The organism is Solirubrobacter deserti (assembly GCF_027587175.1).
GTDB classification, from domain to species: Bacteria; Actinomycetota; Thermoleophilia; order Solirubrobacterales; family Solirubrobacteraceae; genus Solirubrobacter; species Solirubrobacter deserti.
This window is the reverse complement of the sequence record NZ_JAPCID010000005.1, coordinates 84,415-108,617: the sequence shown is the minus strand read 5'-3', so window position 1 is coordinate 108,617 and position 24,203 is coordinate 84,415. Positions and strand designations below refer to the sequence as shown.

Sequence of the window (24,203 nt, the reverse complement as noted above, 5' to 3'; positions counted from 1 at the left end):
GGACGGGGCTGAAACGCCGCCTCCCGCCGGCTCGCTCACGAGTCGGCGCCGGAGCTCGTCGTCCGCTGCTGGGACGCCCCGCCGTGCCAGTCGAAGCACAGCGTCGTCGCGTCGTCGCCGAGCGTGCCGCCGGTGGCCTGGAGGAGCGTCTCGGACAGCTGTCGCACGGCTTCGCGCGGGTGCATCGCGCGCGTCGCCTCGAGCACCGCCGCGATGTCGACGGTCTCCGCGTTGCGCTCCAACATGCCGTCGGTGACGAAGAGGATGCGATCGCCGGCCTGCAGCGGCAGTGTCTGCACCTGGTAGTCGTAGCCGGCGAGGATCCCGAACGGCGGGTCGGCCGCGAGCCGCAGGCGCTCCACGCGACCGTCACGGAGTCGAAACGGCGGAGGGTGGCCGGCGTTGACGATGGTCGCAGTCTGCGACCCCAGGTCCACGCGGGCGAGTTGGCCCGTGACGAAGCCGCCGTGGTCCGAGAACGTCGCGAGCTGCGTGTTGGCGCGGCTCGCTTGCTCGGTCAGCCCGAGGCCGGCGCGGCGCGCGTTGCGCAGTCCCCCGACGAGCACCGTCGCCAGCACCGCGGCGTCGACCTCATGCCCCATCGCGTCGGTCATCGACAGGTGCAGCGTGTCGCGCTCGAGGGCGAAGTCGAACGTGTCACCGCCCACGTTGCCGGCGGGCTCCAGCCAGGCCGCAAGCGTGAACTGCCCGCCCTCGCACGTGTATGCGCCGGGCAGCAGGCGATGCTGGATCTCGGCGGCCAGGGACAGCGGCACCGAGCGCTGCCCCCAGACGAAGAGGTCGGTGAAGCGACGATTCGCGATCACGACGTACGCGAGCGCGTGCGCGGCGAGGGCGATGTCGGCCACGGTCTGCTCGTCAGGCGCCCCGAGCAGGCACACCTCCAGCACGCCGATGGCTTCTCCGCGGTTGGTCACCGGAGCGCATACGCGCGTGTGGCTCGTGCCGTCCTCGATTTGAACGGCCTGGGTGGCGAGCGCCCGGCCCTGCGGGCTGCCGGTCAGATCCACCCGTTCGGCGGTCTCGCGACCCTGGGTCCGCACCGTCGTCGGATGCGCCGCGTGGCCGAGCCGGATCAAGGCCTGACCGCTGAAGTCGGCGATCAGGAACGACACCCTCTTGGCCGCGACGGCCTGGGACAGTTGCGCGCCGACCACGTCGACCGCAGCCACCGGCGGCGCGTTCTCGACGGCCGCGATCAGCTGCCCGAAGTCCAGCCGTGCCGAGCGTCGCAACGTCACCTCACCGTCGACGCTTGCCAGTTCTCGACGATGGAGCCGCACGCCGATCAGCGGAGCGAAGTCGTTGTCGCCGCGCCGACCGTTGCCGGCTCGAACCGTGTGCGCGCGGCGGCGGCGAGCGCGTGGCGGCGCAGAGCGGCGATCTCCACGCGGAGCTCTTCGAGGCTCTCCTCCCGCCCGCGTGACCGCTCGTACAGCGCCTCGATGGCGGTCCAGACGTCGTCCACGGCGACGGGCGCCACCGGCGCGGGAGACGGCTCGGCATCGGCAATGAGCGCGGCCATCGGTGATGAGCCCGCTTCGTGGCTCGGAGTCAGCCGCCGGCGTTGACGCACGCAGACGGCGGCACGTGCCTCCGCCGGCCACGCCGCGTGGTGCAGAAGCCACGTCCCGTCCGTCCGGCGCGTCACGCGGCCGCGCCGCGCGAGGCTCCCGAGCGCCGTGGAGACCGTCGGCCGTTGGGCGCCGACCAGCTGGCCCAGAGCGCGATGCGAGAGCGCCAGCGCGACCACCACGCCGTCGGTGCTGACGCGTCCCCAACGCTCGGCGAGGTGCCACAGCAGCGCCTCCAAACGATCCTGCACGCGATTGAGGTGCGCGATGGCCTGCATGACGGCGAGCCGCTGCGAGCGGGCGCTGAGCCGATCGATCAGGGCGGCGTTGATCCCCGGGTACTGGCTCAGCCGTGCCGCGACGAGGCGATCCAGGAGCGCGATGCGCACCGGGGCGAGCACGTTCCAGTGAACCGCCGTCTCCAGGATCCCCGGCCGCTCGTCCACGTTCCACGGTCGCACGATGTCCCCGGCGCCGAGCAACTCGGCGCAGACGCTCGCGCCGAGCGTCACCTCGCGGGCGACCACTCCGTCGAGCAGCAACAACCCGACGTGGCCGGGATGCGCGTCGTTGATCCGGCTCAGATCCCATTCGCCGACGCCCACGACGGCCACGCGCACCACGAGCCCGCGACGCGCGGCCGTCAGCTCGTCCGGGCCGAGCCACTGACCCAGATCGGGATCCAGGCTCAACAGCGGCCGCCGCGCGGCCCTCCGGGTGAGGTCCGTCTCGATCGCGCGCGGCGTACGGCGCGCGCCCGGCACAGGGCGGTCGGCTGTCGTCTGGGTGGAGGTGAAGCAGGTCACAAGCACACTCGCGTTCGGTCGTGATGGACCGGCGACCGACGACGCTCCGGATCCCGGCGTCTCGCGTGCCGCGCGTGGATGTGCCCGCCGGGCGGCTCCCCGTCCAAGAGCGCCGCCCAACCTGCAAGGTGAAGATTAGCGCTCCGATCGGATTCGCGTACTGAATGCGGGCTACCGCGCGCAGGCGCTTGATCTCCGCGCGCGAGTGCGCGATCTCCGCCTCGTCGCCGCGCGCCAGATCATGCGCCAGATCGCGGGCGGCCCGCAGCACGTGCTTCTCACGCCGGCGCGAGACGCCGTCGGCGCGGGTCTCGACGGCCGCGCGACGCCCGGACCGGTGCCCCGTGAGCGCGTCGAGCTCCCCTCGGTGATCGTTCCGGCGGCGACCTCCGGGGGGCCATGAGGTCGCGCATGAGCTTGCACTCGTGGCCCGCCGCCGAGTGCGGCGGCCGAGTCCCAGATGCCGTGGATGAGTATCGCGGCGAGCACGAGCACGACGCCCGCAATGATGCGTCGTAGCTGCGCGGGCGTGCCGATCAGGTACACCAGGCCGGCCGCGAGCAGCGCGGTGTAGAGCGCGTGCGACGGGATGCCGATGAGCGCGCGCCCCCAGCCGGAGGTCTCGATCGCGGTGGCGCGGCGCTCGAGCTGCGACTCGGGACCGCGGTCATCGTGCCGCCTCCTCGGTGTGGAAGCTCGGCGATCATCCGGCCGATCTCCCGCGCATGCTGGTTCAACTGCTCGGTCGGCCCCACCACCTGGATCTCGATCCCCTTGCCGCCCGGCCACGAACGCGGCGATCAGGCCCGCGAGGCGGAAGCTCTCCAGCACCCCGTCCAGGCCCGCGCCGGCCTGGATCGTCATGGACGCGTGCTCACGTGGAAGCCCTCCCGGCGCTCCGCGTCGTCGTGATCTTGGTGACCTGGTCGAGCAGCGGCCCGCGGCGTCCCGGTCCAATCCCTCGTCTGGACGAAGAACGTGACGCCGTCGTTGATCACCGCGCTCTCGTGCAGCGACCGCTCCCCGCCGGCGGTGACGTCCATGGTCCGAAATCCCCGCACCAGCCCCCAACCCTCGGCTGGCGCGAACGTCACGGTGTCGGTGACCTGGATGCGCTCGCCCGCACGGATCGTGTCGTCCCACGCCACCCCTCGTCGATCTGCCCCGTCCTTGCCTGCCTCACCACGACTTCTCTGCCTGAATGCCGGACACACGCAAGCCAAGACAGCACGCCCACGTGTTGCCGCGACTAACACGCCCCGCATGCCGGATCCTCGGATCGAAAATGGCGCTCGCGAGCATGCTGGCGCGTGTGCGCGCGGCGACGCTCCCGTCACATGACGGACGGGCATCAGTACCCGCACGTGTCACGGGATAGATCCCCAGCATGCAACCCCAGCCCTGCGAGCAGCGGCGACGCCGCGTCGCCATGACGCTGAGTCGCGCGCCGCGCGACCCGCTCGACCCCGCGGAGATCTCCGACACCATTCTCGAGGCGGCGTACCTGAACCTGCGCGCTTCGCACGCGCTGGCCAAGGCGGTGAGCGAACTGGGCGCGTGCCAGGAAGCCAACGCGGCGGTGCTCGACTACGCGGCCTGCCTGGCGCAACGCCTCGAGGCGCTCGGCGAAGCCTGATCCGGTCTCAGGGGCCGGCGTTCGGGTTCGCGATCGATCCGGTGGCGTCGGGGCCAGAGGCGGACCCCGAGCCCGATGACCGCGCAGCCGATCAGCAGGGATGGGCGTCACGCTGGCTCCGCGTGAAGGCAGCAAACTCGGGGAACTTGCGCTCCGGGGGGGCGTGCACGCTCTTCGCGTCGGGTACATTGGCGAGACGGAGGGCAGTTGCGTTGGGGTTCGTCCCGTTCTCGGGCCGGGCAGCGGTGCGTGACTTCTGAGTTCACCTGCGACTCGGAGACGACGTGCTCACCCTGACCCAATCCCCCCGCGTGGTTCCCCTCGCCGAGAAGGCGTCATCCGATGATCGCTTTGCGCGGGTGTGCGTGTTCCTTGGCATCGATGATCCTGAGTGGGGCGGTCCGCGCCGCGCCGTCGTGCTGGCCGCCTTGGAGGCGACGCTCTGGCTCACGCCGAAGCAGCGCCGGGCGATCGTTCGGGTGCAGAGCCCTCGTGTGCGACTCTCAGCGCCGAGCGACGCTGTCGCGTTCAACGGCGAGCTGCGCGCAGCGTTCGGGTGCCTGCGCGAAGAGGCACGTCTGCACGGCCGGCTGGTCGCGCTCGGGCAGGCCTGGGCTGGCAGCAACCAGGTGGTCGCGTTGGCCACCGTTCGGGATCCGGTGCTCAGACGGGTGATCGGCACCGCAGTGGCCGGGGAGGTGCTGTGCCGTCTGCTCGACGACGTCCGTGACCGTCGCGTGCTCACCCCGGCCGATGAGGACGTGTTGCGCAGCGCATGGCGCGCGGCCCATCCCGTCACCCCGTGCGTTCGGCGTCCCCCTTGGCCGTGAGGCGACGGTTTGGATCAAACGGAGCCGTCCCTCGCTAGCGCGTGTCGCGCTCGACGATCGTCAGCGAGGTGTAGGTCGTCTGGTTGCCGACGTTGTCGCAGACGAGGTAGCGGTGCGAACGTGCCGGGGAACATCTGACACGAGCCTGTGCTCGGACTGCCGTTGAGCGTGAGCGCGGCGCTGTCGCGTTTGACGGTGACGAAAGCGGGGTTGACGCCGGCGCCGTCATCGTTGCCGTCGAGGGAGCGAACCGGTGCGACCGCGCGCCGCTCCCCGCGGCGCGGATCGCCAGGACCGGCGCGCGCGGCGGCGCGCGGGCGACAGGCCGTGTAACACTGCGCTTTTCGGTCAGGGAACCATGCGGCACCGGCTTTTCGGGTAATCGATCAGGCCTTATTTGGTAAGGCGCACTTTGTCAATTATTCGCTAAAGAACAGAGTTTGCTGATTGAACGCGCTACCATGCATCGAGTTGAAGTAGACGGCCACGGCGGACACAGCAGAACCGCCATCGGCTGGAAGCGATTGAGCTGAGGCGCCTCGACCGAGCGCGCCCACCGGCCCAAGGACAGGGTTCGATACAGCGTGCTCGCCAGGAGCGGTGCGCCATATGTCGGGCGGGGCCGCAGCCGGTCCGCCGCCCGCGTCCTGCGGTTTTGCACGCTGCGGTGAACGTCGGTTGACGACGACTCCGCGACTGTGGTCGCCACGAGCACCGGCTCGCCCGCCCACGGGAACCGCTCAGTGCACCTTCCTCCTCCCGGCTAGAAGATCGGAGACGACGCCATGCGTTCGTCCGACTCCACCCTGCTGCGCGGCTCGTTGGGCTGCGGCGCGGCCATCGTCGCCCTCGGCTTCGTTTGCCCGACCGCACACGCGGCCGTTCCGCTCACGAAGGCGCAGTGCCCCAGCCTCGACGTCGCGCTCACGACGAGCAACGCCGACGCGATCCGCGGCGGGCTCCTCTGCGTGACCAACGCCGAGCGCACCCTGCACGACCTGACGCCGCTGCGTGAGAACGCGAAGCTGCGCAAGGCCGCGCTCGAGCACTCGTCGGACATGGTCCGGCGTAGCTACTTCTCCCACACCACGCCGAGCGGCGCGACGTTCGTCGACCGCATCCTGCGCGCCGGCTACGCGCAGCGTAACGATGCCTGGTCGCTCGGCGAGAACCTCGGCTGGGGCACCGGCGAGCTCGGCACCGTGCGCGGCGTCCATGACGCCTGGATGCGTTCCAGCGGCCATCGGGCCAACATCCTCAAGTCGAGCTTTCGCGAGCTCGGCATCGGCATCCAATCCGGCATCCCGCGGGACGCCGATGTCGGCGCCACCTTCACGACGGACTTCGGCGTGAAGCCGTGATCCTCGCCCCTCGCCACCGTGAGGTCGAGACGTGGCACCGCGTGGACAGCGCCGCCTGCCCCGCCTTGGCGCGGACCAAGGTCACCGTGACCGGCGTCCTGGACCTGTCCGCCGTCGAGGCCATCGACGACGCTGTCCAGTCCGCCGAGGCCAGCGGCCACGAGTTGACCTTCGACCTGTCGCACATCAGCACGATCACGGCGGGAGCGCTCGACGAGCTCCTCAGCCGCGGCCACCAGCCGCGGAGCGCGAAGCCGTGAGACACGACCGCACAACCCCCTTCGCAACGCCACCGGCACGTCATCGCGTGCCGGCCCTGAAGACATCGCCGGCGCAGCCCGCCCGCGGGAAGGCTCACATGCTCAGCACCCTCCATCCCAACCGACGCCGATGGGCGGGCACCATGCTCGCCGTCGGATGCGCGTTCGTCGCTGTGCCCGCCGGCGCCAGCGCGGCGCCGGTCGACCTCGCCACCGCGGCTCCGTTCGTCACGCTCGCCGGGGCGGCGGTGACCAACACCGGGCCCTCCGTGCTCAACGGCGAGCTCGGCGTCTCGCCCGGCACCGCATTGACGGGCTTCGGCGCCGCGACGGTCAACGGAGCCGTGCACGCCAACGACGCCGTCGCGGCCCAGGCACAGCTGGACCTCACCAACGCCTACGGCGTCGCCGCCGGACAGGCCGTGACCAGTGACCTCTCGGGCACCGACCTGGGCGGGCTCGTGCTCACCCCCGGCGCGTACCGCTTCACGTCCTCGGCGCAGCTCACCGGCACGCTCACGCTCGACGCCCAGAACGACCCCGCCGCGCAGTTCGTCTTCCAGATCGCATCGGCGCTGACGACCGCGACCGTCAGCCGGGTGAGCCTGGTCGGCGCCGCCACCCCGTGCAACGTCTTCTGGCAGGTCGGCACGAGCGCCACGCTCGGGACCGGCACCGCGTTCCAGGGCAACCTGATGGCCGCGGCCTCGATCTCGCTCAACAACGCCGCGACGGTTCAGGGACGCCTGCTCGCATCAAACGGCCAGATCAGCCTGATCAACAACGTGATCGACGCCTCGATGTGCGCCACGACGTCCGCGGCCCCGCCCGAGTCCTCGACGGCACCCGAGTCCTCGACGGCGCCCGGGCCAGCCGCTCCGGCGGTGCCCGGCTCCGACACCGGCTCCGGGTCCGGCTCCCCGGCGGCGCCGCCCGCCGCGGGCGAAGCGAGACTGGCACGGAACGGGACCACCGTGTGGACGCGCACCCCGCCGCGAGCCATGTCCGGCCAGCCGGCGTGCACGGCCGGGTTCACCGCCACGCTTCGCGGCCGCCAGATCAAGAGCGTGGTGTACCGCCTCGACGGCCGGATCGTGCGCGGCGCCACCCGCTCCCCGTTCCGCCTGTTCGTCCGCGGCCTTCCCGGTCGCCACAAGGTCACAGCCCGCGTCACCTTCAAGGACGCCACGCCGGCGCGGACGCTGACGCTCGGCTACCGGGCGTGCGCGGCGGTCGCGCTGCGCCCGACGTTCGGTCCGTCGCGCTTCACCGGATGACCGTCGCCCATTCCCCCGGCCACCGCCGGGGGAAGTCGGCGCTCGCAGGGGTCGCGCTGATCGCGGCCTGGAGCGGGTCCGCCACACCGGTCAGCGCCGCCGTGCCCGCCGAGCAGGCACTGGTCGTGCTGATGCAGCCGCACGTCGCTCGCACGCTTCCGCGTGCGGACGCGCGCGTGATCGAATCGGTCCCGGCCCGCCGGCCGCTGACCCGCGTGCGCACGATCCTTCCCGTCGTGGGGCAGGCCCGGGGCTGGGTGCGCGTGATGCTTCCCGGGCGCCCCAACGGCCACACCGGCTGGATCCGCAGCTACGGCACCCGGCGCACCGCGACGCCCTGGCACCTGCGCGTCGACCGTTCCCAGCGCCGCGTCACCGCCTACCTGGACGGAGTCCCGCAGCGACGGTTCCGCGCGATCGTCGGCAAGCCGTCCACGCCGACGCCACTCGGCCGGTTCTTCGTCGAGGAATCCGTGCGGCTGTCCTCGACCGCCGCCGGCGCTCCCTACGCCCTCGCCACCAGCGCACGCTCGAACGTGTTCCAGGAGTTCGAGGGCGGTCCCGGGCAGATCGCGCTGCACGGCATCAACCACCTCACCGGCGCGCTCGGCAGCGCCGTCTCCCACGGCTGCGTGCGACTCAGCGACGCCGCCATCCGCTGGCTCGCCGCGCGGATCGGTCGAGGGGTTCCCGTGACCATCATCCGCTGAGGCGGATCGCGTCGGCGATCGAGCGCTCGAGGCCGGCGAGCCCTCGTGCCCTGAACGACGAAACCCGGCTCTAGGCCGGGCTTCTGCGCAGTACCGCTACGGGGATTCGAACCCCGGTTTCCGCCGTGAGAGGGCGGCGTCCTAGTCCCCTAGACGATAGCGGCGCGAGGACTTGCGGCGATCAGAGTAGCAACCTGCCGGCGGAGCTCCCGGACGGAGTGGTCACACGTCGATCACACGGGCGCCCCGGGCGGCGCTCAGGGTGGGCGCCCCGATGCGGACCACCGGAAAGTGATCGCTGCCGCGCTCGTGCTGCTGGGGCTGCTGGCGGGCGTCGCGCACGCGCATTCGGAGACGTCGGGAGGCGTGTCCGCGCTGACGCAGACCGGGGCGGTGGACGCGACGTTCAAGCCGCTGGGGGCGACTCCCCCTGCCGCTGGTCGCCTACGACCGGCCCGTCGGCAACGCGGACGCGACGATCGACTTCAAGCAGTCCATCAGCTCAGGTGACGCGTTGCGCACCGGCAGCTACGCGAAGACCCTGACCTTCACGCTCGCGACGACGGCGCCGTGAGCGGGAGTGCGGCTGAGAGGACTCGAACCTCCACGGGCGTAAAGCCCACTGGCACCTGAAGCCAGCGTGTATACCAATTTCACCACAGCCGCGAGCTGGGATCGGGAAGGATAGCGAGCCGATCGCGAAGCCGCCGCGAACGATCGGCGCAGGCCATGCGATCGGTGATTAAGAATATTTAGCTCGCTCTTGAGATCTCATGGCGACAATGGGTCCCGCAAGGCCCTGACCACGCCCGTCCCCGGAGGTTTGCCCGTGGCCATCGCCGATCCCCAACCGCCGCACGTCGAAGCGCCCACGCAGGAGACCGGCACGCTGCCGCGTCTTGAAGATCAGGAACGCAGACGCGTGTCGCTGACGCTGCCGCGGATCGCTCCGGGCCGCTACCTGGCCATGGAGGACGGGGATGACATCCTCCTGTTCCTGCTGGCCACGGACAACATGCACATCGGGCGCAGTCCGGCTGCGGACATCCTGCTCGACGATGCTTCGGTCTCTCGCCGGCACGCGCTGATCACCAAGCGCGGCGAGACGACGGTGATCCTCGACGACCGCAGCCTCAACGGCGTGCAGGTCAATGGCGTACGCGTCTCCGAGGCCGAGCTCAAGGACGGCGACGTCGTCCTGATCGGCCACGTGACGCTGCGCTACGTCGAGCGCGCCTAGCGCCCCGGATTCGAACCCCCCGCCGTCCGGGGGGTTCGGACCGAGCCGTCCATTTCGACACCTAAGCTTCTCCTCGTGCCGCATCACGAGGATCACACCCGCGTCGTCTTCCTGTCGCTCCTGCTCGCGGGGATGGCCTTCGCGCTCTCGCAGACGGTCGTGTCTCCCGCTCTGCCGGAGATCCAGCGCGAGTTCGGCGCCACGCCGACCTCGGCGGCGTGGATCCTCACGGGGTATCTGCTCGCGGCCGCGGTCGCGACGCCGATCGTCGGCAAGCTCGGTGACCTCTTCGGCCGTGGCCGTGTGCTCACCGCCGTGCTGGTGGCGTTCGCGGTCGGCAGCGCCGTCTGCGCGCTCGCGCCCTCGCTCGGTGTGCTCATCAGCGGCCGCGTGATCCAGGGCATCGGCGGCGGCATCTTCCCACTCGCGTTCGGGATCATCCGCGAGACGTTCCCGGCGGAGCGGGTCGCGACCGCGATCGGCGGGATCAGCGCCACGTTCGGCATCGGCGGCGGCGTCGGCCTGGTGATCGCGGGCCTGATCGTCGAGGCGCTGGACGCGTCGTGGCTGTTCTGGCTCGGCCTGATGGCCCTGCCGGCGGCGTTCGCGATCCACCGCTACGTTCCGCAGGAGGAGCTGCGCAAGGACTCGCGGGTCGACTGGCTCGGCGCCGCGCTGCTCAGCGTCGCGCTGGCCAGCCTCCTCTACGGCCTCTCGAGGGCCAACGCCTGGGGCTGGGGCGACGAGCGCACCCTCGGCCTGATCCTCGGCGGCCTCGCCGTGGCGGCGTTCTGGGTCTGGGTGGAGACCAAGGTCCACCAGCCGCTCGTGGACATGCGCGTGCTGCGCCGCCGGCCCGTGTTCATGACCAACGTCACCGCGGTGCTGATCGGCTTCAGCATGTTCGCGTCGTTCCTGCTGATCCCGCAACTCGCGCAGACGCCCGAGTCGACGGGCTACGGCTTCGGCGCCTCCGTCACCGGCGCCGGCCTGCTGATGCTGCCGAGCACGCTGATCATGCTCGTCGCCGGGCCGTGGGCGGGCCGGCTCGCGATCCGCGCGAACTCGCGCCTGCCGCTCGTGCTCGGCGCGGGGATCGGCGCGGTGGCGTTCGGCTTCTACGCCGTCGCGCACACCGAGGTGTGGGAGATCGCCGTCGGCGGCGTGCTGCTCGGCATCGGCATCGGCTTCTCGTTCTCGGCCATGGCCAACCTCGTGGTGGAGTCCGTCCCGCGCGAGGAGGTCGGCGTCGCGACCGGCATCAACACGATCATGCGCTCGCTCGGCGGTGCGCTCGGCGCTCAGCTCGTCGCGACGCTGCTGACCACGCAGACCATCGGCGACACGCCGATCCCCGCCGAGTCGGCCTTCACCGAGGCGTTCGTGGTGGCGGCGGTCGCCGCCGGCCTGGCGATGCTCGCCGCGCTGATGATCCCGGTGATCCGGCCGCCGCGCGCTCAGCCGGTCACGGCGCCAGCGCCAGCGTGACCGCGCGCTCGGCGTGCAGGCGCGTCGTGTCGTAGACCGGCACGGGCGAGTCCTCTGCGCCGACGAGCAGGTCGATCTCCGTACAGCCGAGCAACAGGCCCTGGGCGCCGCGGTCGGCGAGGTCGGCCATGATGCGCCGGTACTCGTCGCGTGAGCCGTCGTTGATGATCCCCTTGCACAGCTCGTCGTAGATGACGTCGTGCACGATCTTGCGGTCGGCCTTGTCGGGGACGAGCACGTCCAGCCCGTGCTGGTCGCGCAGGCGGCCGACGTAGAAGTCCTGCTCCATCGTGTAGCCGGTCGCGAGCAGGCCGACGCGGTCCAGGCCGTCGCCGCGCACCGCCTCCGCGGTGGTGTCGCCGATGTGGACGAACGGGATCGTGATCGCGAGCTCGATCTCCGCCGCGACCTTGTGCATCGTGTTGGTGCACAGCACGAGCAGCTCCGCGCCGGCGGCCTCGAGGTCCTGCGCCTCGCGCGCGAGCCGCTCCCCCGCCTCCGCCCAGCGATTCTCGCGCTGGAGGACCTCGATCTCGGTGAAGTCGACGCTGCGCAGGATGCAGTCCGCCGAGTGCAGGCCGCCGAGCTGCTCGGCCACGAGCTCGTTGACGAGCCGGTAGTACTCGATCGTCGACTCCCAGCTCATCCCGCCGAGCAGGCCGATGCGCTTCACCGCCCCACCGCCGGGAAGACGGGCTGGACGGCGGGCGGCGCCACGCGGACGCGCGCATCGACCACGGGCGCGCCTTCGGCGGAGACCATCACGGGATTGAGGTCGAGCTCAGCGATGGCGGGGTGCGCGTCGGCGAGTGCGCCGACGCGGACGGCGATGTCGGCGAGCGCCTCGATGTCGGCGTTCGCGCGGGAGAGCAAAGGGAGGGAGCGCAAGCGCGAGATCATGTCGAGCGCGTCCTCGCGCGCCAATGGGGCCAGCCGCACCTGGACGTCCCCCAGCACCTCGGCGAAGCCGCCGCCCGCGCCGCATGCGACCACGGGGCCGAACCGCTCGTCGGTGAGCACGCCCACGAGCATCTCCACGCCCGGGTCGGCCATCCGCTGCACGAGGAACTCGGCGACGGGTGTGCCGGCGGCGTCGAGCTGCGCGGCGATCTCGTTCGCCGCGCGCTTGACGGCCGTGGGCCCGGACAGGTTCAGCTGGACGGCGCCGGCCTGCGCCTTGTGGACCACGCCGGGAGCGATGCCCTTGAGCGCGACTTCCCCGCCGAGCTCGGCCGCGGCCTTCGCGGCCGCCGCGGGCGTCGACACGCGCCGCTGCTCGACGAGCGCGAGCCCGTACGCGCCGAGCAGTGCCTCGACCTCGTCCGGACGGAGCCACCCGCCGCCGCGGGCGAGCGCGCCGGCGAGGATCGCGGCCGCCGCGTCGGCATCGACATCGTCGAGGGCGGGCGGCTCGGCCGCGGGCGTGGCGCGCCAGCGCGCGTAGGCCGCGGCGCGCCCGAGCGCGTGCGCGGCTCGCTCGGGCGCGCGGAAGGTCGGGATCTTGCGGCCGGCCGGCGGGCCGGACGCCGAGTCCGCGGCGCGGGCCGCGGGCGTGAGCCCGTGCGCGGCCGCTGACCAGCGCGTCTTCGCCTCGGCGACCGCGGACTGGGCGGCGGCCGCGAGGCGCGCGGCGGGGCTCGGCGGCCCTTGGTCGAGCGGCGGCGCGTCCGCGGCGCGACGGCCGGTCGCGCCGCCGCGCAGGACGACCGGGAGGTTGCCCGGGGTCATGAAGACGGCGAGCAACGGGATCGGCAGCGACAGGGCGGCGAGCGCGGCGGCGACGTCGTCGGCGCCGGTGGCGATGTGCTCGACGAAGATCGCGATCACGGCGTCCACCGCTGGGTCGGCGGCGACGCGGCCGGCGACCGCGGCGAACGTCGCGGGGCTGGCGCCGGCGACCAGCTGGACGGGGCCGGCGACGACGGACTCGGGCGGCAGCTGCTCGGCGAGCTCGCGCTGCGTGGCCTCGGAGAGCGTCGCCGCCTCCAGGCCGGCGTCGGCGCAGGCGTCGGCGCACACCACCAGCGGTCCGCGGGCGTTGGCGACGATCGCGACGCCGCTGCCGCTCGGCAGCGGCTGCTCCGCCAGGACGGCGGCGGCGTCCAGCAGGTCGTCGAGCCCGTCGCAGCGGATCACGCCGGCGCTCGCGAACAGCGCGTCGACGGTGGAATCGGAGGCGGCGATCAGCGCGCCCGTGTGCGACGAGGCCGCTCGCGCGCCCGCTGACGTGCGCCCGGCCTTGACCGCCAGCACGGGCTTCGCGCGCGCCAGCCGCCGGGCGACCCGGCCGAACTTGCGCGGGTTGCCGAACGACTCCAGGTACAGGGCGACGACCTCGGTCGACGGGTCCTGCTCCCAGTACTGCATGAAGTCGTTGCTCGACAGGTCGGCCTTGTCGCCCAGCGACACGAACGCGCTCAACCCGATCCCGCGGCGCGACGCGCCGTCGATCGCGGCCGCGCCGAACGCGCCGCTCTGCGACACGAACCCGATCGTCCCCGCGGGCACGTCCGCGCGCGCGAACGTCGCGGTCAAGGACACGTCGGGCGCCGTGTTCACGACGCCCATGCAGTTCGGCCCCACCAGCCGCATCCCGGAAGCCCGGCACACGTCCAGCAGCTCGGCCAACCGCGCCGCGCCCTCGGCGCCCGCCTCCGCGAAGCCCGCCGTGATCACCACCAGCGCGGCCACGCCGGCCTCCGCGCACTCGCGCGCCACGCCCGGCACGGCGGCCGCGGGCACGGCGACGATCGCAAGGTCGACGCCCGCCTCCACGCGCGAGACCGCCCGCCGCGAGCCGACGAACTCGGCGTTCGGGTTCACGGGATGCAGCTCGCCGCGGAAGTCGTTGCCCAGGATGTGGCGGAACGTGGCGCCGCCGAACGAGTCGGGCCGCCGCGACGCGCCCACGACCGCGACCGACCGCGGCCGCAGCACCCGCTCCACGGCGGCGACCGCGGCGACCCGGTCGCGGTCCTCGAAGCGCCGCCGCGCGTCCGCGCCGAGCTCGGTCGGGAACACGATCTCGATTCCGTCCGGGGAGGCGTGCACCTCCACCGGGAACCCGGACTCGCGGAAGACGCTGATCATGCGCCGGTTCTCGGGCAGGACCGTCGCGGTGAAGGTCGTCACGCCGCGCGCGCTCGCCACCTGCGCCAGATGCGCCAGCAGCACCGTGGCCAGCCCGCGGCCCTGCATCTCGTCGGCGACCGCGAACGCCACCTCGGCGCGGTCGGGCCGCTCGAGCTCGAACACGGCGTGCGCGACGACCCGCTTCTCCGACCCGGTGGTGACAATGAGCCCGTAGCCCTCGGGCCGGTCCCCGGCCGCGGCGCGCTCGGCCGCCTTGTCGAGGTTCACGCCGAGCGAGAAGAACCGCAGCCAGCGCGAGTTCTCGCTCAGGTTCTGCAGGAAGGTGCGCAGCGCGGGCGCGTCCGCGGGCACGACGGGCCGCACGTGCGCGGTGGAGCCGTCGCGCAGCGCGATGTGGACGTCGGCGGCGACCGGGGCGCTCACGGCAGCTCGAGCGCGTCGAGCAGAACGTCACCCCCGAAACGCACCGGGTCGCTCGCGGGCAACCCCGTCTCGGCGGTCACGCGCACGAGCTCCTCCTGCGCGGCGGCGTCGTCCAGGCCTCGCGTGTTCACTGCCACCGCACGTACCCGCGCGGGGTGATCCACCCACGTCGTCGCGGCCTCGTAGATCTGCACGAGCTCCGGGAGCGGCCGGATCGGGACGCCGGGGTAGTCGTCGATGTCGGTCGAGCCGGCGCGGTGGCACAGGATCAGGATGTCCGGCTTGCAGCCGTGCAGCAGGCCGAGCGTCACGCCCGAGTACGCCGGATGGCCGAGCGCCCCTTGGCCCTCGACGAACAGCAGCGGCGCCCGCTGCGCCCCCTCGTGCACGAGCCGCGACGCCGCGCCCGCGACGAAGTCGGAGATCACGTGGTCCACGGCGATCCCCCAGCCCGAGATCGCGATGCCGGTCTGCCCGGTGGCGACGAACGCGCTCTGCATCCCCCGGGCCCGCGCGGCGGAGTCGAGCTCGAGCGTCACCGACATCTTCCCGATCGCACAGTCCGAGCCGACGGTGTGCACCACCGTCGCGTCGGGCCGCTCCGCCGGCGGCACCGACAGCCCGGGCGGCGCGGCGCGCAGGTCGCGCAGCTCGACGCCCGCGGCGCCCGCGGCCGCCGACAGCTCCGGATCCTCGGCCAGCACCGTATGCAACCCGGCCTCCAGGCTCATGCCCAGCCCGACCGCCTCCAGCAGCGCCGCCCGCCACTCGTCGGTGAGCGCGCCGCCGAACGGCGCCACGCCGATCACGAGCACGTTGGCGCCGAGCTGGGCGGCCTCGGTCACGCTCGGCACGATCGGCACCGGCCGGCGCGCGTAGGGCACGACCTGCTCGGCGGTCGACCCGGCCGAGGTGGAGTCGACCACGCAGATCACGTCGCGCGAGCCGTAGCGCAGGATGCCGTGCGCCGTCTTGGCGTGGGAGTCGGCGAACTGGCCGCCGGTGAAGAGCGCGAGACGATCAGCCATCGGACGGCTCCACGCCGAGGCCCGGGCGCTCGGACAGCACCAGACGGCCGTCGGCCAACCCCAGCCCGGTGAACGGTCGCGACGAGATCAGCAGGTGCCCGTCGAGGTCGACGTAGTCCACCAGCGACCCCAACTGCGCGGCCTGGGCGATCCCCAGCTCGGACTCGATCATGCACCCCAGCATGACCTTCAGCCCGAGCGCGCGCGCCGCGTGGGTCATCCGCAGCGCCTCGCGGATGCCGCCGCACTTGGAGAGCTTGATCACGATCCCGTCGGCGTACTCGGCGATCCCCGCGACCGAGCCCAGATCGCGGCAGCCCTCGTCGATCAGCACCGGCAACCGCCGGTCCAGCTCGCGGTAGGCCATGAAGGCCTCGATGTCGTCGGCCGGGAACGGCTGCTCGACGAACTCCACGCCCAGCTCCAGCAGCTCCGGGGTGAGCGAGCGCGCGGTCTCCAGGTCCCAGCCCTCGTTGCCGTCGATCCGCAGCCGTGCGTCCGTCTCCGCCCGCACGGCGCGCAGCCGCTCGACGTCGCCCGGACCGCCGACCTTGATCTTGAGCACCTCGTAGCCCGTCGCCCGGCGCGTGCGGTCCGCCGTGCCCTCGACCGTGTCGATCCCGATCGTGTAGGAGGTCGGCGGCGTCACGCGCTCCGCGCCGAGCAGCTGCCAGACCGGGCGCCCGAGGCGCTTGCCGACCCAGTCGTGCACGACGCCGTCGAGCGCCATCTTCGCGCCCTGCGGCCCGTCCCACTCCTCCAGCCGGCGCGAGATCGCCTCGCCCGCGAACAGGTCCTCGCCGAGCAGCGCCTCGCCCTCGGCCTCGATCGCGGAGACGATCGTCTCGGGTGTCTCGCCCCAGTAGTCGACCGGCGCGCCCTCGCCGCGCGCGGTGATCCCGTCGCGCTCGAGCTCGGCCACGACGACGGTCTCCTCGTCGGCCGCACCGCGGGCGATCTGGAACGTCTCCTTCAGAACAAGAACGTGCGGAGTCGCGCGCATCGGCGTATGCTCGCAGGAGACCGATGTCAGGACTCACCACGCTGGAGCTGCCAAGGGGGGCGAGCTCCGCCGGCATCGCCCGGCTCATCGTCACCGCGCACTGCGCGGGACTGCCCTCCGAACGGTGCAACTCGGCGAACCTGATGGTGTCGGAGCTGGTCTCGAACGCCTGCCGTCACGGCAGCGGCCGGATCCAGCTCACCGTTCGCTCGGACGCACAGGGCGTGCGCACCGAGGTGCACGACGAGGGTTCCGGCGCCAAGATCGGCAAGACCGACCCGCGGCCGGTCCGCGGCGGCTGGGGCCTGCACTTCGTCGACCGGCTCGCCGACTCGTGGGGCGTCGAGAGCGGCGCCTCCCGCGTCTGGTTCCGGGTCGCCTAGGGACCCGTCACGCGCAGGTCGCGCAGTGCGCGCTCGCGCTGGCGTTCTGATCCGCCGTAGACCACGAGCCAGCCCGGGCCTTCGCGACGCGCGGTGAGCGGCTCGCCGGTCGACGGGATCCGCGGAGCGGTCCTGTCCGGGTCGGCGGCGTCGAGCAGCACCGCGGCCAGCATCCGGCGCCCGTTGAGCCGGTACGTCGTCGAGGCGCAGCTCAGGAACGACGGGCGCAGCATGTCCAGCGGCGCGACGCTGGGCACCAGCCGCGCCGACGTGGCGCGCAGCCGTGAGCCCTCCCGCGTGCGGATCGCACACCGCCGCGACGGCGGGTCGGAGGCCGGGACGCGGTCGGCGTCGAGCTGGGCGGGCGGCGCGCCCGTGCGGGCGGGCAGCTCGCGCCCGGTCACATCGTGCAGCGTGTAGCGGGGCGCGGCGCCGACGATGTCCCACGTGGCGGCGCGCCAGCGCGTCGGCAGGCCGCGATCACGGTCGGGCGTGATGACCCGGCCGTCGCTGAGGCGCAGCTCGCGCACGGCGCGGTCGACGATGGCGTACCCCTTGCTGGTGGCGCCGCCCGCGGCGATCAGCATCGTGCCGGGCGGGCCCGCCGGGCTGCAGCCGGTGGTCACGGTGGCGCCGCCGAGCGTCTGCTCGGTGAGCCGGATGCACCAGCCGACGCGGCCGGCGCGCAGGTCCGGCGTGAGGTCGATGTCGGTGGACAGCGGCGGCTGCACCGGCGGCTGGGTCGGCATCGGCGCGGTGCCGCCCGGGCCGGGCTGGGCGCGCGGTGCGCGCGGCGTCGCTGTCGGCGGCACCGGCGGGAGCGGGTCGGCCGGCGTGGTCGGCGTCGGTGTGGGTGTGGGCGTGGCCGTCGGCCGTGGGCGCTGGCGCTCGTCGTCGTCTCCGAACACGCGGATCGCCGCAGCGGCCACGCCGACCCCGAACAGCAGGACGGCGGCGGTGAGGAGCACGACCGTCCGGCGGCGCGAGCGCGGCAGGCGGCCGCCCGCAGCCAGGAAGAAGCGCTCGCCGAGCTCGTCGAACGGGTCGCGGGCGCGGCGCGGCTCCTCGCCCTTGAGCTGGGCCGAGACGGAGATCGCGGCGGGCGCCGGCTGGTACTCGTCGTCGCCGAGGACGCGCCGGTAGACCGCGATGCGCTGGGACTCCGGGAGCGCCTTGAGCGCCTCCGCGAGGTCGGTGCGGCTGCGCTCGCCGACGGCCGCGAGCGCCGCCCCGTCGAGCGCGAACGGGCCGAGCTGCAGGCGCGTACGCGCGGCGTCCGGGACCTGACCTCGGCGCTCGGCGTCCGCGAGCACGTAGCGCGCGGTGCTGAGCAGCCAGGCGATCGCCGGGCCCTTGCGCGGGTCCTGCTGGCGGCGGTGCTCGTACGCGCGCGCGAACGTCTCCGCGAGCAGGTCGAACACCACGTCCGGGTGCCGTGTGCGGCGACCCAGGTACGCCGCGACGGCGGTGACGTGGCGCTCGTAGAACTCGCGGAAGGCCCCGGGGTCGGAGCTCGACAGCAGCTCAGCGTCCGTGCGCATGCCCTTAGTTCTACGCGGGCTCGCGCAGTTTGGACACCGTTCGCCCGATCGGGACGCACATCGGCGTGCCGGTCACGGGGTCCGGGATCACGCGCGAATCCAGGCCGAAGACCTGCTTGACCAGCGTCTCGTCGACGATCTCGCCTGGCGCGCCCGCGGCATAGACGCGTCCGCTTTTCATCGCCACCAAGTGGTGCGCGTAACGGCAGGCGTGATTGAGGTCGTGCAGGACGATCCCGATCGTGCGGCCCTGCTCGTTGAGGTCGACGAGCAAGTCCAGGACCTCGAGCTGGTGTGCGAGGTCGAGGTAGGTCGTGGGCTCGTCGAGCAGCAGCGTCGGCGTGTCCTGGGCGAGCGCCATCGCGATCCAGGCGCGCTGGCGCTGGCCGCCGCTGAGCTGGTCGAGCGGGCGGGCGCGGAGGTCCTCGACGCCGGTGGCGGTCAGCGCCCAGTCGACCTTCGCGCGATCCTCGGCGCTGGTCCGCCGCCCGAGCTTCTGGTGCGGGAAGCGGCCGCGGTGCACGAGGTCCTCGACCGTGAGGCCCTCGGGCGGGACCGGGCTCTGCGGCAGGAAGCCGAGGCGCTGCGCGACCTCCCGCGTCGGCAGCGTGTGGATCTCGGCGCCGTCGAGCAGGACGGTGCCCGCGGTGGGCTTGAGCAGGCGGGCGAAGGTTCTGAGCAGCGTCGACTTCCCGCACGCGTTCGCGCCGACGATCGCCGTGATCTGGCCGGACGGGAGCGGGACGTCGACGCCCTGCAGGACGTCGCGCTCGCCGTAGCCGACGGTCAGCTGCTCGGCGCGCAGGCTCACGCGGTGCGGCTCCGCCACAGCAGGATCGCCAGGTACGGCGCGCCGATCAGGGACACGATCAGGCCACTCGGGATCTCGGTCGGGGCGAACACGGTGCGCCCGACGGTATCCGCTAGCCCGAGCAGAAGCGCGCCGAGCGTCATGGCCATCGGCAGCGCCCGGCGGTGGTTGCCGCCCGCGAGCAGCCGCGCGGCGTGCGGCGCGAGCAGGCCGACGAACGCGATCGCCCCGCAGACGGCCACGGACGCGGCGCCGAGCGCGGCGCCGGCCGCGAGCAGCGCGGCGCGCGTGCGGCTGGTCTGCAGGCCGAGCGCGCGCGAGAGGTCGTCGTCGAGCATCAGGACATCGAGGCGGCGGATGGCGAGGATCACGAGCGGCAGCAGGACGAGCGCGGGCACGGCGAGCAAGCGGAAGTCGCTCCAGGAGGCGGCGTAGGTGGAGCCGGTGAGCCACGTGATCGCGGTCGCGGCGGCGGGCTGCGCGTGCAGGAGCATCAGCATCGTGACGGCGCTGCACGCGGCGGTGATCGCCAGGCCGACGAGCGCGAGCCGCGTGGGCGAGCTGCCGCCCGCCAGCGCGAGCACGAGCGCCATCGCGAGCAGCGCTCCGGCGAAGGCCGCGAACGGCAGCACGAGCGTCGGGGCGTCGGGGAACACGAGCAGGACCAGGAACGCGCCGACGGAAGCGCCGCCCACCACGCCCGCCAGCTCCGGGCCCGCGAACGGGTTGCGGACCGCGGCCTGCAGCACCGTGCCGGAGGCGGCGAGACAGGCGCCGCCGAGCAGTGCGACCGCCAGCCGTGGCGCCCGGGACTCGAGCGCGATCTCGCCCAGCGGCGAGCCGGTGCCGAAGAGGCTCGAGAGCACCTCTCCCGGGCCGATCCGGATCTCCCCGAGGCACAGGCTGCCGACGATCGCCAGCGGGAGGACCGCGAGGGCGACCAGCGCCGCCTTCGGGCGCCAGCGCGCGGCGCTGGCGCGGGTCTCCAGCGCGCTGCCGACCTCGCCGCGCAGCCGCCGCGCGACCAGCACGAGCACGGGCGCGCCGATCAGCGCGCACACGACGCCCGCCGGGGTCTCGGTGTCCAGGCCGGTGATGGCGCGGCCCGCGACGTCGGCGGCGAGCAGGATCGCGGCGCCCCACGGCAGCGCGACGGCGAGCGCGCCGAGGTGGCCGCGCGGGCGCGCCGCGCGGGCGAGCCCGCCGGCGAGGATGCCGACGAACGCGATCGGCCCGGTGAGGCCGACGGCGACCGCGGTGAGGACGGCGGCGAGCGTGACCGCGGCCAGCTGGGTGACGCCGGTGCGCAGGCCGAGCGCGCGGGCCGTGCTCTCCCCCAGGACCGCGACGTCGAGCGCGCGCGTGAGCGCCAGGACGCCGAGCAGCGCGGGCGTGCCGATCAGCACACCGGCCTGCAGCGGTCCCCAGCCGTTCTGCAGCAGGCTGCCCGCGCCCCACAGGAACAGGCCGCTGGTCTCGGTCTCGCGCGCGAGCCGGACCGCCGCGGTCCCCGCCGCCAGCGCGAGCCCGACGGCCATGCCGGCGAGGATGAGCCGCACGCCCCCGCCGCCGGCCGCGGCCATCGTGCCGATCAGCAGCGTCCCGCCGAGGACGCCGACGAAGGCGACCGCGATCGTCGGCGCGCCGGGCGCGAGGCTCGCGAAGGCCGCGACGAGCGTGACCGCGAGGGCGCCGCCCGCGGTCAGGCCGAGCGTAGCCGGCTCGGCGAGCGGGTTGCGCGTGAGCGCCTGCAGGACCACCGCGGCGCCCGCGAGCGCGAAGCCGGCGACGATCCCCGCCGCCGCGCGCGGCAGCCGAATGTCCCACACCAGCGCGTCATGGAGCGAGTCGCCGCGGTTGAAGAGGGCGCCCCACACGTCGCCGAGCGGGACGTCGCCCTGGCCCTGCGCGATGTCCAGCAGCCCGGCGAGCAGGGCGAGCGCGACGCCGGCCGCGGCGAACGCGGCCGCGCGGCGGGTCATGCGCGGCGAGGCCGCGCGACGGGCCGCGGCGACCCACACGCCGCGCGAGTGATCACTTTTCCACTCATAGCGTGGGAAATCGAACCCTCGCGTGGCGCCATCACTTCGTCAGCGACGCGGCCAGGCGGTCGGCGAACAGCATCGTCGAGCGCGGCCCGCCGAACAGCCACGTGGTGCCGCTGAGCGTGCGCACGTGGTTGGCCTTCACCACCGGGAGGCGCTTGTACGCGGAGGTCTTGGTGATGCCGGACACCTGGCGCTGGAACTGCGGCGGGTACACGAACGCGATCCAGCCGCTCGAGCTCACGCGCGAGAGGGCCTCGAGGCCGACCGTCGAGAAGCCGTAGCGGGCGGTGCCGCTCCAGCCGTCCTTGAGGCCGAGCCGGCGCACCACGTCGGCGGTCTGGGAGTTCGGGGTGAACATGCGGATCGCGGGCGCGCTGGACGTGCCGCCCGGCGTCGCGATCGCGACGCGCTGGCCGGCGCGCGAGCGCAGCTTCGCCTTGGCCCGCGCGAGCGTGTTGCTCAGCTCCTGCAGGACGCGCTCGCCGCGTTCCTTGCGCCCGACCGCCGCGGCCAGCCGCCGGAAGTCGCTGACCATGCCGCTGAGCTGGCTGCCGCTCGCCGGGTACGGGTGCGTGACCAGCACGGGCGCGATCTTCTTCAGCTGCGCGAGGTTCTTCGTCGACCGGTAGTCCGGCACGACGATCAGGTCCGGCCGCAGCGCGGCGATCCGCTCCAGCGACGGCGACTGCCGCGACCCGACGTCGGTCATCCCCTTCGGCCGCGGCGCGGCGACCCAGGTGTCATAGCCCTTCATGTCGGCGGCACCGACCGGCGCCATCCCGAGCATGTGCAGGTTCTCGACGGTGTCCCACTCGATCGCGACCACGCGCTTGGCCGCGGCCTCCGCGGTCGCGGGCAGGAGCAGGGCAAGGCACAGAGCCAGCAGGAACGTCTTCATCGCAGCGTGAACTTCTTCGTGATGGTCTTGCCGCCGGTGGCGGTGACACGCACCGTCACCTTCAGCGACTTCTTGTCCTTGAGCGAGCGCTGCGCGGCCTTCGACAGCGTCAGCGTGACGGTCTTCTTCGCGCCCGACTTGACCGCGTAGGTCTTCTTGGTCGCGAGCGTCTTGGAGCCGGCCTTCAGCGTCAATGCGCCGTTGCAGTCGGCGGCCGTGCAGGAGAGCTGCACCTTCACGCGCCGGCCGGACGCCTTCAGCGACGAGCCGCGGACCGTGACGGCGGGGTTGGCCTTCGGCGCGGCGATCTTCCCGGCGTTCGGGTCGACCGCGGCGGTCTCGAACGCACCGGCCGCCGTGGCCGGTGGCTGGACTTCGCCTTCACCGGTCGCCGGATAGCAGTCGGCGGTCATCGCCAGCGCGCCCAGCTCCATGCGGATGAACGCGCTGCCGAGCGCGTCAAGGACGGCGCCGCCCGTGCCGCCGGGGATGCCCAGCAGCGTCCCGGGGCCGGCCTGCCGGAAGCCGAGCGGCGCGGTGCCGACGGTCCACACGGTGTCGGGGATCGGGATGGTCACGTCAACCGGCGTCGTCGAGACGAACTGGCCGTTCGCGTCCTCGGTGATCGTGAACCGGGCCACGGTCTCGAGCTGGTGCACCATCACGTTCTGGGGGCTGCCCGGGCCCTCGACGGCGAGCCACGCCTTGGCGCGGATCTCGTTGGCGCCCGCCTTGAGGATCTGGAGGCTGTGCCCGTACTGGATCAAGTAGTCGGGGATGCGGACGTGCACCGAGGTCTGCGTCAGGTTGACGCCGGAACCCGGCGCGACCGGGTTCGGGCTCGCGACGCCCGAGAGGTCGACGTTGAGGTGGCGCCACGTGTTGTCGTAGCTCCACTTGCACGAGTTCTGCGTGCTCAATGTGCCGGCAGAGGCAGGTGCGGCAGCCACCAGCAAGAGCGCAGTGACCGCGAAGATGGTCAGGAACCGTCGCATGTCGTCAACCCACCCTAACAAGGGCTGCCAAGTTTGGTGAGGTCAGATTCCGAGCACTATGCTTGTGCAGGATGAGCAAGCCCCACGGACACTCGATCGACGACTACCTGGAGGCGATCCACCTGCTCGTCTCGCCCATTGGCGTGTACGAGCCGGCGAAGCCTCCGGCGGCGATCGCGGCGCGCGTCGCCGACGCGCTCGGAGTGTCGCGGACGGCGGTCGGCGAGATGCTCAAGCGCCTCACCGCCGAGGGCCTGCTGGAGAAGGGCACCGGCCGCGAGCTGGTGCTCACCGAGGCCGGCACGGAGCGGGCCGAGGGGGTCATCCGGCGCAACCGGATCGTCGAGCGCTTCCTCACGGACATGCTCGAGTACGACCCCGCCGAGGCGCACGAGCACGCGTCGCGGGTCGCGGCCGGGTTCACCGACGACATGGTGGAACGGCTGCACGCCAAGCTCGGCTACCCCGAGCGCTGCCCGCACGGCTGGCCGGTCGCGCCGCAGCAGGACCGCGAGGAGAGCCGTGAGCTGGTCAGCCTGGCCGACCTGGCGGCGGGTGACACAGGCGAGATCGTGCGGCTGACCGAGCAGGACGGCGGGCTGTTGTCCTGGTTCGCGGCCGAGGGGCTGCAGCCGGGCGCGAAGGTCGAGGTGCGGGACATCCAGCCGGCTGCGGGCCACCGCAAGATCCTCATCTCGGGGGACGGCGAGCAGTTCATCGCCGATCGCGCCGCGCGCGGGCTGTATGTCCGCCGCAGCGACGATTCTTGAGACGTCA

At 73.0% G+C, this 24,203-nt stretch carries 23 protein-coding genes and 2 tRNA genes; 10 read left to right on the top strand and 15 right to left on the bottom strand.

Annotated features, from left to right (window positions below; all coding sequences use genetic code 11):
• Positions 1-35 precede the first annotated feature (35 nt).
• From OJ962_RS03775 to OJ962_RS03760, 4 genes are all read right to left on the bottom strand, one after another.
• Positions 36-1,304 carry a PP2C family protein-serine/threonine phosphatase gene (locus tag OJ962_RS03775; RefSeq protein WP_202952208.1) on the bottom strand — a complete coding sequence of 423 codons (1,269 nt, stop codon included), beginning with the start codon at positions 1,302-1,304 and terminating at the stop codon, positions 36-38.
• 5 nt (positions 1,305-1,309) lie between these two features.
• The gene (locus tag OJ962_RS03770) at positions 1,310-2,287 is read right to left on the bottom strand and encodes a Crp/Fnr family transcriptional regulator (RefSeq protein ID WP_270006187.1); all 978 of its coding nucleotides are present in this window, start codon (positions 2,285-2,287) and stop codon (positions 1,310-1,312) included.
• 285 nt (positions 2,288-2,572) lie between these two features.
• Positions 2,573-3,265 carry a PrsW family glutamic-type intramembrane protease gene (locus OJ962_RS03765; RefSeq protein WP_202952206.1) on the bottom strand — a complete coding sequence of 231 codons (693 nt, stop codon included), beginning with the start codon at positions 3,263-3,265 and terminating at the stop codon, positions 2,573-2,575.
• Positions 3,262-3,549 carry a hypothetical protein gene (locus OJ962_RS03760; RefSeq protein ID WP_202952205.1) on the bottom strand — a complete coding sequence of 96 codons (288 nt, stop codon included), beginning with the start codon at positions 3,547-3,549 and terminating at the stop codon, positions 3,262-3,264. The genes OJ962_RS03765 and OJ962_RS03760 overlap by 4 nt, the downstream gene beginning before the upstream one ends.
• Before the next feature lie 281 nt (positions 3,550-3,830).
• On the opposite strand from OJ962_RS03760, the gene OJ962_RS03755 reads away from it, so the two are divergent.
• From OJ962_RS03755 to OJ962_RS03730, 6 genes are all read left to right on the top strand, one after another.
• Positions 3,831-4,037, top strand: a complete 207-nt coding sequence (locus tag OJ962_RS03755) for a hypothetical protein (RefSeq protein WP_270006186.1) — start codon at positions 3,831-3,833, stop codon at positions 4,035-4,037.
• Positions 4,038-4,321: 284 nt separating this feature from the next.
• Positions 4,322-4,867: a hypothetical protein gene (locus tag OJ962_RS03750; protein ID WP_270006185.1), complete on the top strand. Its 546-nt coding sequence runs from the start codon at positions 4,322-4,324 to the stop codon at positions 4,865-4,867.
• A 785-nt stretch (positions 4,868-5,652) separates the two neighbouring features.
• Positions 5,653-6,228, top strand: coding sequence for a CAP domain-containing protein (locus OJ962_RS03745; RefSeq protein ID WP_202952202.1), 576 nt, complete (start codon positions 5,653-5,655; stop codon positions 6,226-6,228).
• A complete protein-coding gene (locus OJ962_RS03740; RefSeq protein WP_202952201.1) occupies positions 6,225-6,488 on the top strand; it encodes a hypothetical protein in 264 nt (87 codons plus the stop codon). Before OJ962_RS03745 ends, OJ962_RS03740 begins: the two co-directional genes overlap by 4 nt.
• A 143-nt stretch (positions 6,489-6,631) precedes the next feature.
• A complete protein-coding gene (locus OJ962_RS03735) occupies positions 6,632-7,765 on the top strand; it encodes an ice-binding family protein (protein ID WP_202952200.1) in 1,134 nt (377 codons plus the stop codon).
• The gene (locus OJ962_RS03730) at positions 7,762-8,475 is read left to right on the top strand and encodes a L,D-transpeptidase (RefSeq protein WP_202952199.1); all 714 of its coding nucleotides are present in this window, start codon (positions 7,762-7,764) and stop codon (positions 8,473-8,475) included. Before OJ962_RS03735 ends, OJ962_RS03730 begins: the two co-directional genes overlap by 4 nt.
• 91 nt (positions 8,476-8,566) lie before the next feature.
• On the opposite strand, the gene OJ962_RS03725 is transcribed toward OJ962_RS03730, so the two are convergent.
• Together OJ962_RS03725 and OJ962_RS03720 are read right to left on the bottom strand one after the other, a co-directional pair.
• Positions 8,567-8,639, bottom strand: a tRNA-Glu gene (locus OJ962_RS03725).
• A 417-nt stretch (positions 8,640-9,056) separates the two neighbouring features.
• Positions 9,057-9,141 (bottom strand) — tRNA-Leu (locus OJ962_RS03720).
• Positions 9,142-9,304: 163 nt separating this feature from the next.
• Here OJ962_RS03720 and OJ962_RS03715 point away from each other — a divergent pair.
• Together OJ962_RS03715 and OJ962_RS03710 are read left to right on the top strand one after the other, a co-directional pair.
• Complete coding sequence (locus tag OJ962_RS03715; protein WP_202952198.1) at positions 9,305-9,715, top strand: FHA domain-containing protein; 411 nt, start codon at positions 9,305-9,307, stop codon at positions 9,713-9,715.
• Positions 9,716-9,790: 75 nt separating this feature from the next.
• Positions 9,791-11,203 carry an MFS transporter gene (locus tag OJ962_RS03710; protein WP_202952197.1) on the top strand — a complete coding sequence of 471 codons (1,413 nt, stop codon included), beginning with the start codon at positions 9,791-9,793 and terminating at the stop codon, positions 11,201-11,203.
• On the opposite strand, the gene OJ962_RS03705 is transcribed toward OJ962_RS03710, so the two are convergent.
• The 4 genes from OJ962_RS03705 to OJ962_RS03690 are packed head-to-tail and all read right to left on the bottom strand — an operon-like array spanning position 11,181 to position 16,750.
• Positions 11,181-11,876 carry an aspartate/glutamate racemase family protein gene (locus tag OJ962_RS03705; RefSeq protein WP_202952196.1) on the bottom strand — a complete coding sequence of 232 codons (696 nt, stop codon included), beginning with the start codon at positions 11,874-11,876 and terminating at the stop codon, positions 11,181-11,183. The two genes, OJ962_RS03710 and OJ962_RS03705, sit on opposite strands and share 23 nt — an antisense overlap.
• Positions 11,873-14,719, bottom strand: a complete 2,847-nt coding sequence (locus tag OJ962_RS03700) for a bifunctional acetate--CoA ligase family protein/GNAT family N-acetyltransferase (protein WP_202952195.1) — start codon at positions 14,717-14,719, stop codon at positions 11,873-11,875. Before OJ962_RS03700 ends, OJ962_RS03705 begins: the two co-directional genes overlap by 4 nt.
• Positions 14,716-15,747, bottom strand: a complete 1,032-nt coding sequence (locus tag OJ962_RS03695) for a DUF1611 domain-containing protein (protein ID WP_202952194.1) — start codon at positions 15,745-15,747, stop codon at positions 14,716-14,718. The genes OJ962_RS03700 and OJ962_RS03695 overlap by 4 nt, the downstream gene beginning before the upstream one ends.
• Entirely contained in the window at positions 15,740-16,750 is a 1,011-nt protein-coding gene (locus tag OJ962_RS03690) for a dipeptide epimerase (RefSeq protein ID WP_202952193.1), read from the bottom strand. Before OJ962_RS03690 ends, OJ962_RS03695 begins: the two co-directional genes overlap by 8 nt.
• 23 nt (positions 16,751-16,773) lie before the next feature.
• Between OJ962_RS03690 and OJ962_RS03685 the strand changes: the two genes are divergently transcribed.
• Positions 16,774-17,133 (top strand): ATP-binding protein, encoded by a 360-nt coding sequence (locus OJ962_RS03685; RefSeq protein WP_202952192.1) that lies wholly within the window; start codon positions 16,774-16,776, stop codon positions 17,131-17,133.
• On the opposite strand, the gene OJ962_RS03680 is transcribed toward OJ962_RS03685, so the two are convergent.
• From OJ962_RS03680 to OJ962_RS03660, 5 genes are all read right to left on the bottom strand, one after another.
• The gene (locus tag OJ962_RS03680) at positions 17,130-18,674 is read right to left on the bottom strand and encodes an RNA polymerase sigma factor (protein ID WP_202952191.1); all 1,545 of its coding nucleotides are present in this window, start codon (positions 18,672-18,674) and stop codon (positions 17,130-17,132) included. The genes OJ962_RS03685 and OJ962_RS03680 overlap by 4 nt on opposite strands.
• Positions 18,675-18,684: 10 nt before the next feature.
• Complete coding sequence (locus OJ962_RS03675) at positions 18,685-19,485, bottom strand: ABC transporter ATP-binding protein (protein WP_202952190.1); 801 nt, start codon at positions 19,483-19,485, stop codon at positions 18,685-18,687.
• A complete protein-coding gene (locus OJ962_RS03670) occupies positions 19,482-21,467 on the bottom strand; it encodes an iron ABC transporter permease (RefSeq protein WP_238931045.1) in 1,986 nt (661 codons plus the stop codon). Before OJ962_RS03670 ends, OJ962_RS03675 begins: the two co-directional genes overlap by 4 nt.
• A 100-nt stretch (positions 21,468-21,567) precedes the next feature.
• Positions 21,568-22,431, bottom strand: coding sequence for an ABC transporter substrate-binding protein (locus tag OJ962_RS03665; protein WP_202952188.1), 864 nt, complete (start codon positions 22,429-22,431; stop codon positions 21,568-21,570).
• Positions 22,428-23,426, bottom strand: a complete 999-nt coding sequence (locus OJ962_RS03660) for a hypothetical protein (protein ID WP_202952187.1) — start codon at positions 23,424-23,426, stop codon at positions 22,428-22,430. The genes OJ962_RS03665 and OJ962_RS03660 overlap by 4 nt, the downstream gene beginning before the upstream one ends.
• A 71-nt stretch (positions 23,427-23,497) precedes the next feature.
• Between OJ962_RS03660 and OJ962_RS03655 the strand changes: the two genes are divergently transcribed.
• Positions 23,498-24,196 carry a metal-dependent transcriptional regulator gene (locus OJ962_RS03655; protein ID WP_202952186.1) on the top strand — a complete coding sequence of 233 codons (699 nt, stop codon included), beginning with the start codon at positions 23,498-23,500 and terminating at the stop codon, positions 24,194-24,196.
• Positions 24,197-24,203 lie beyond the last annotated feature (7 nt).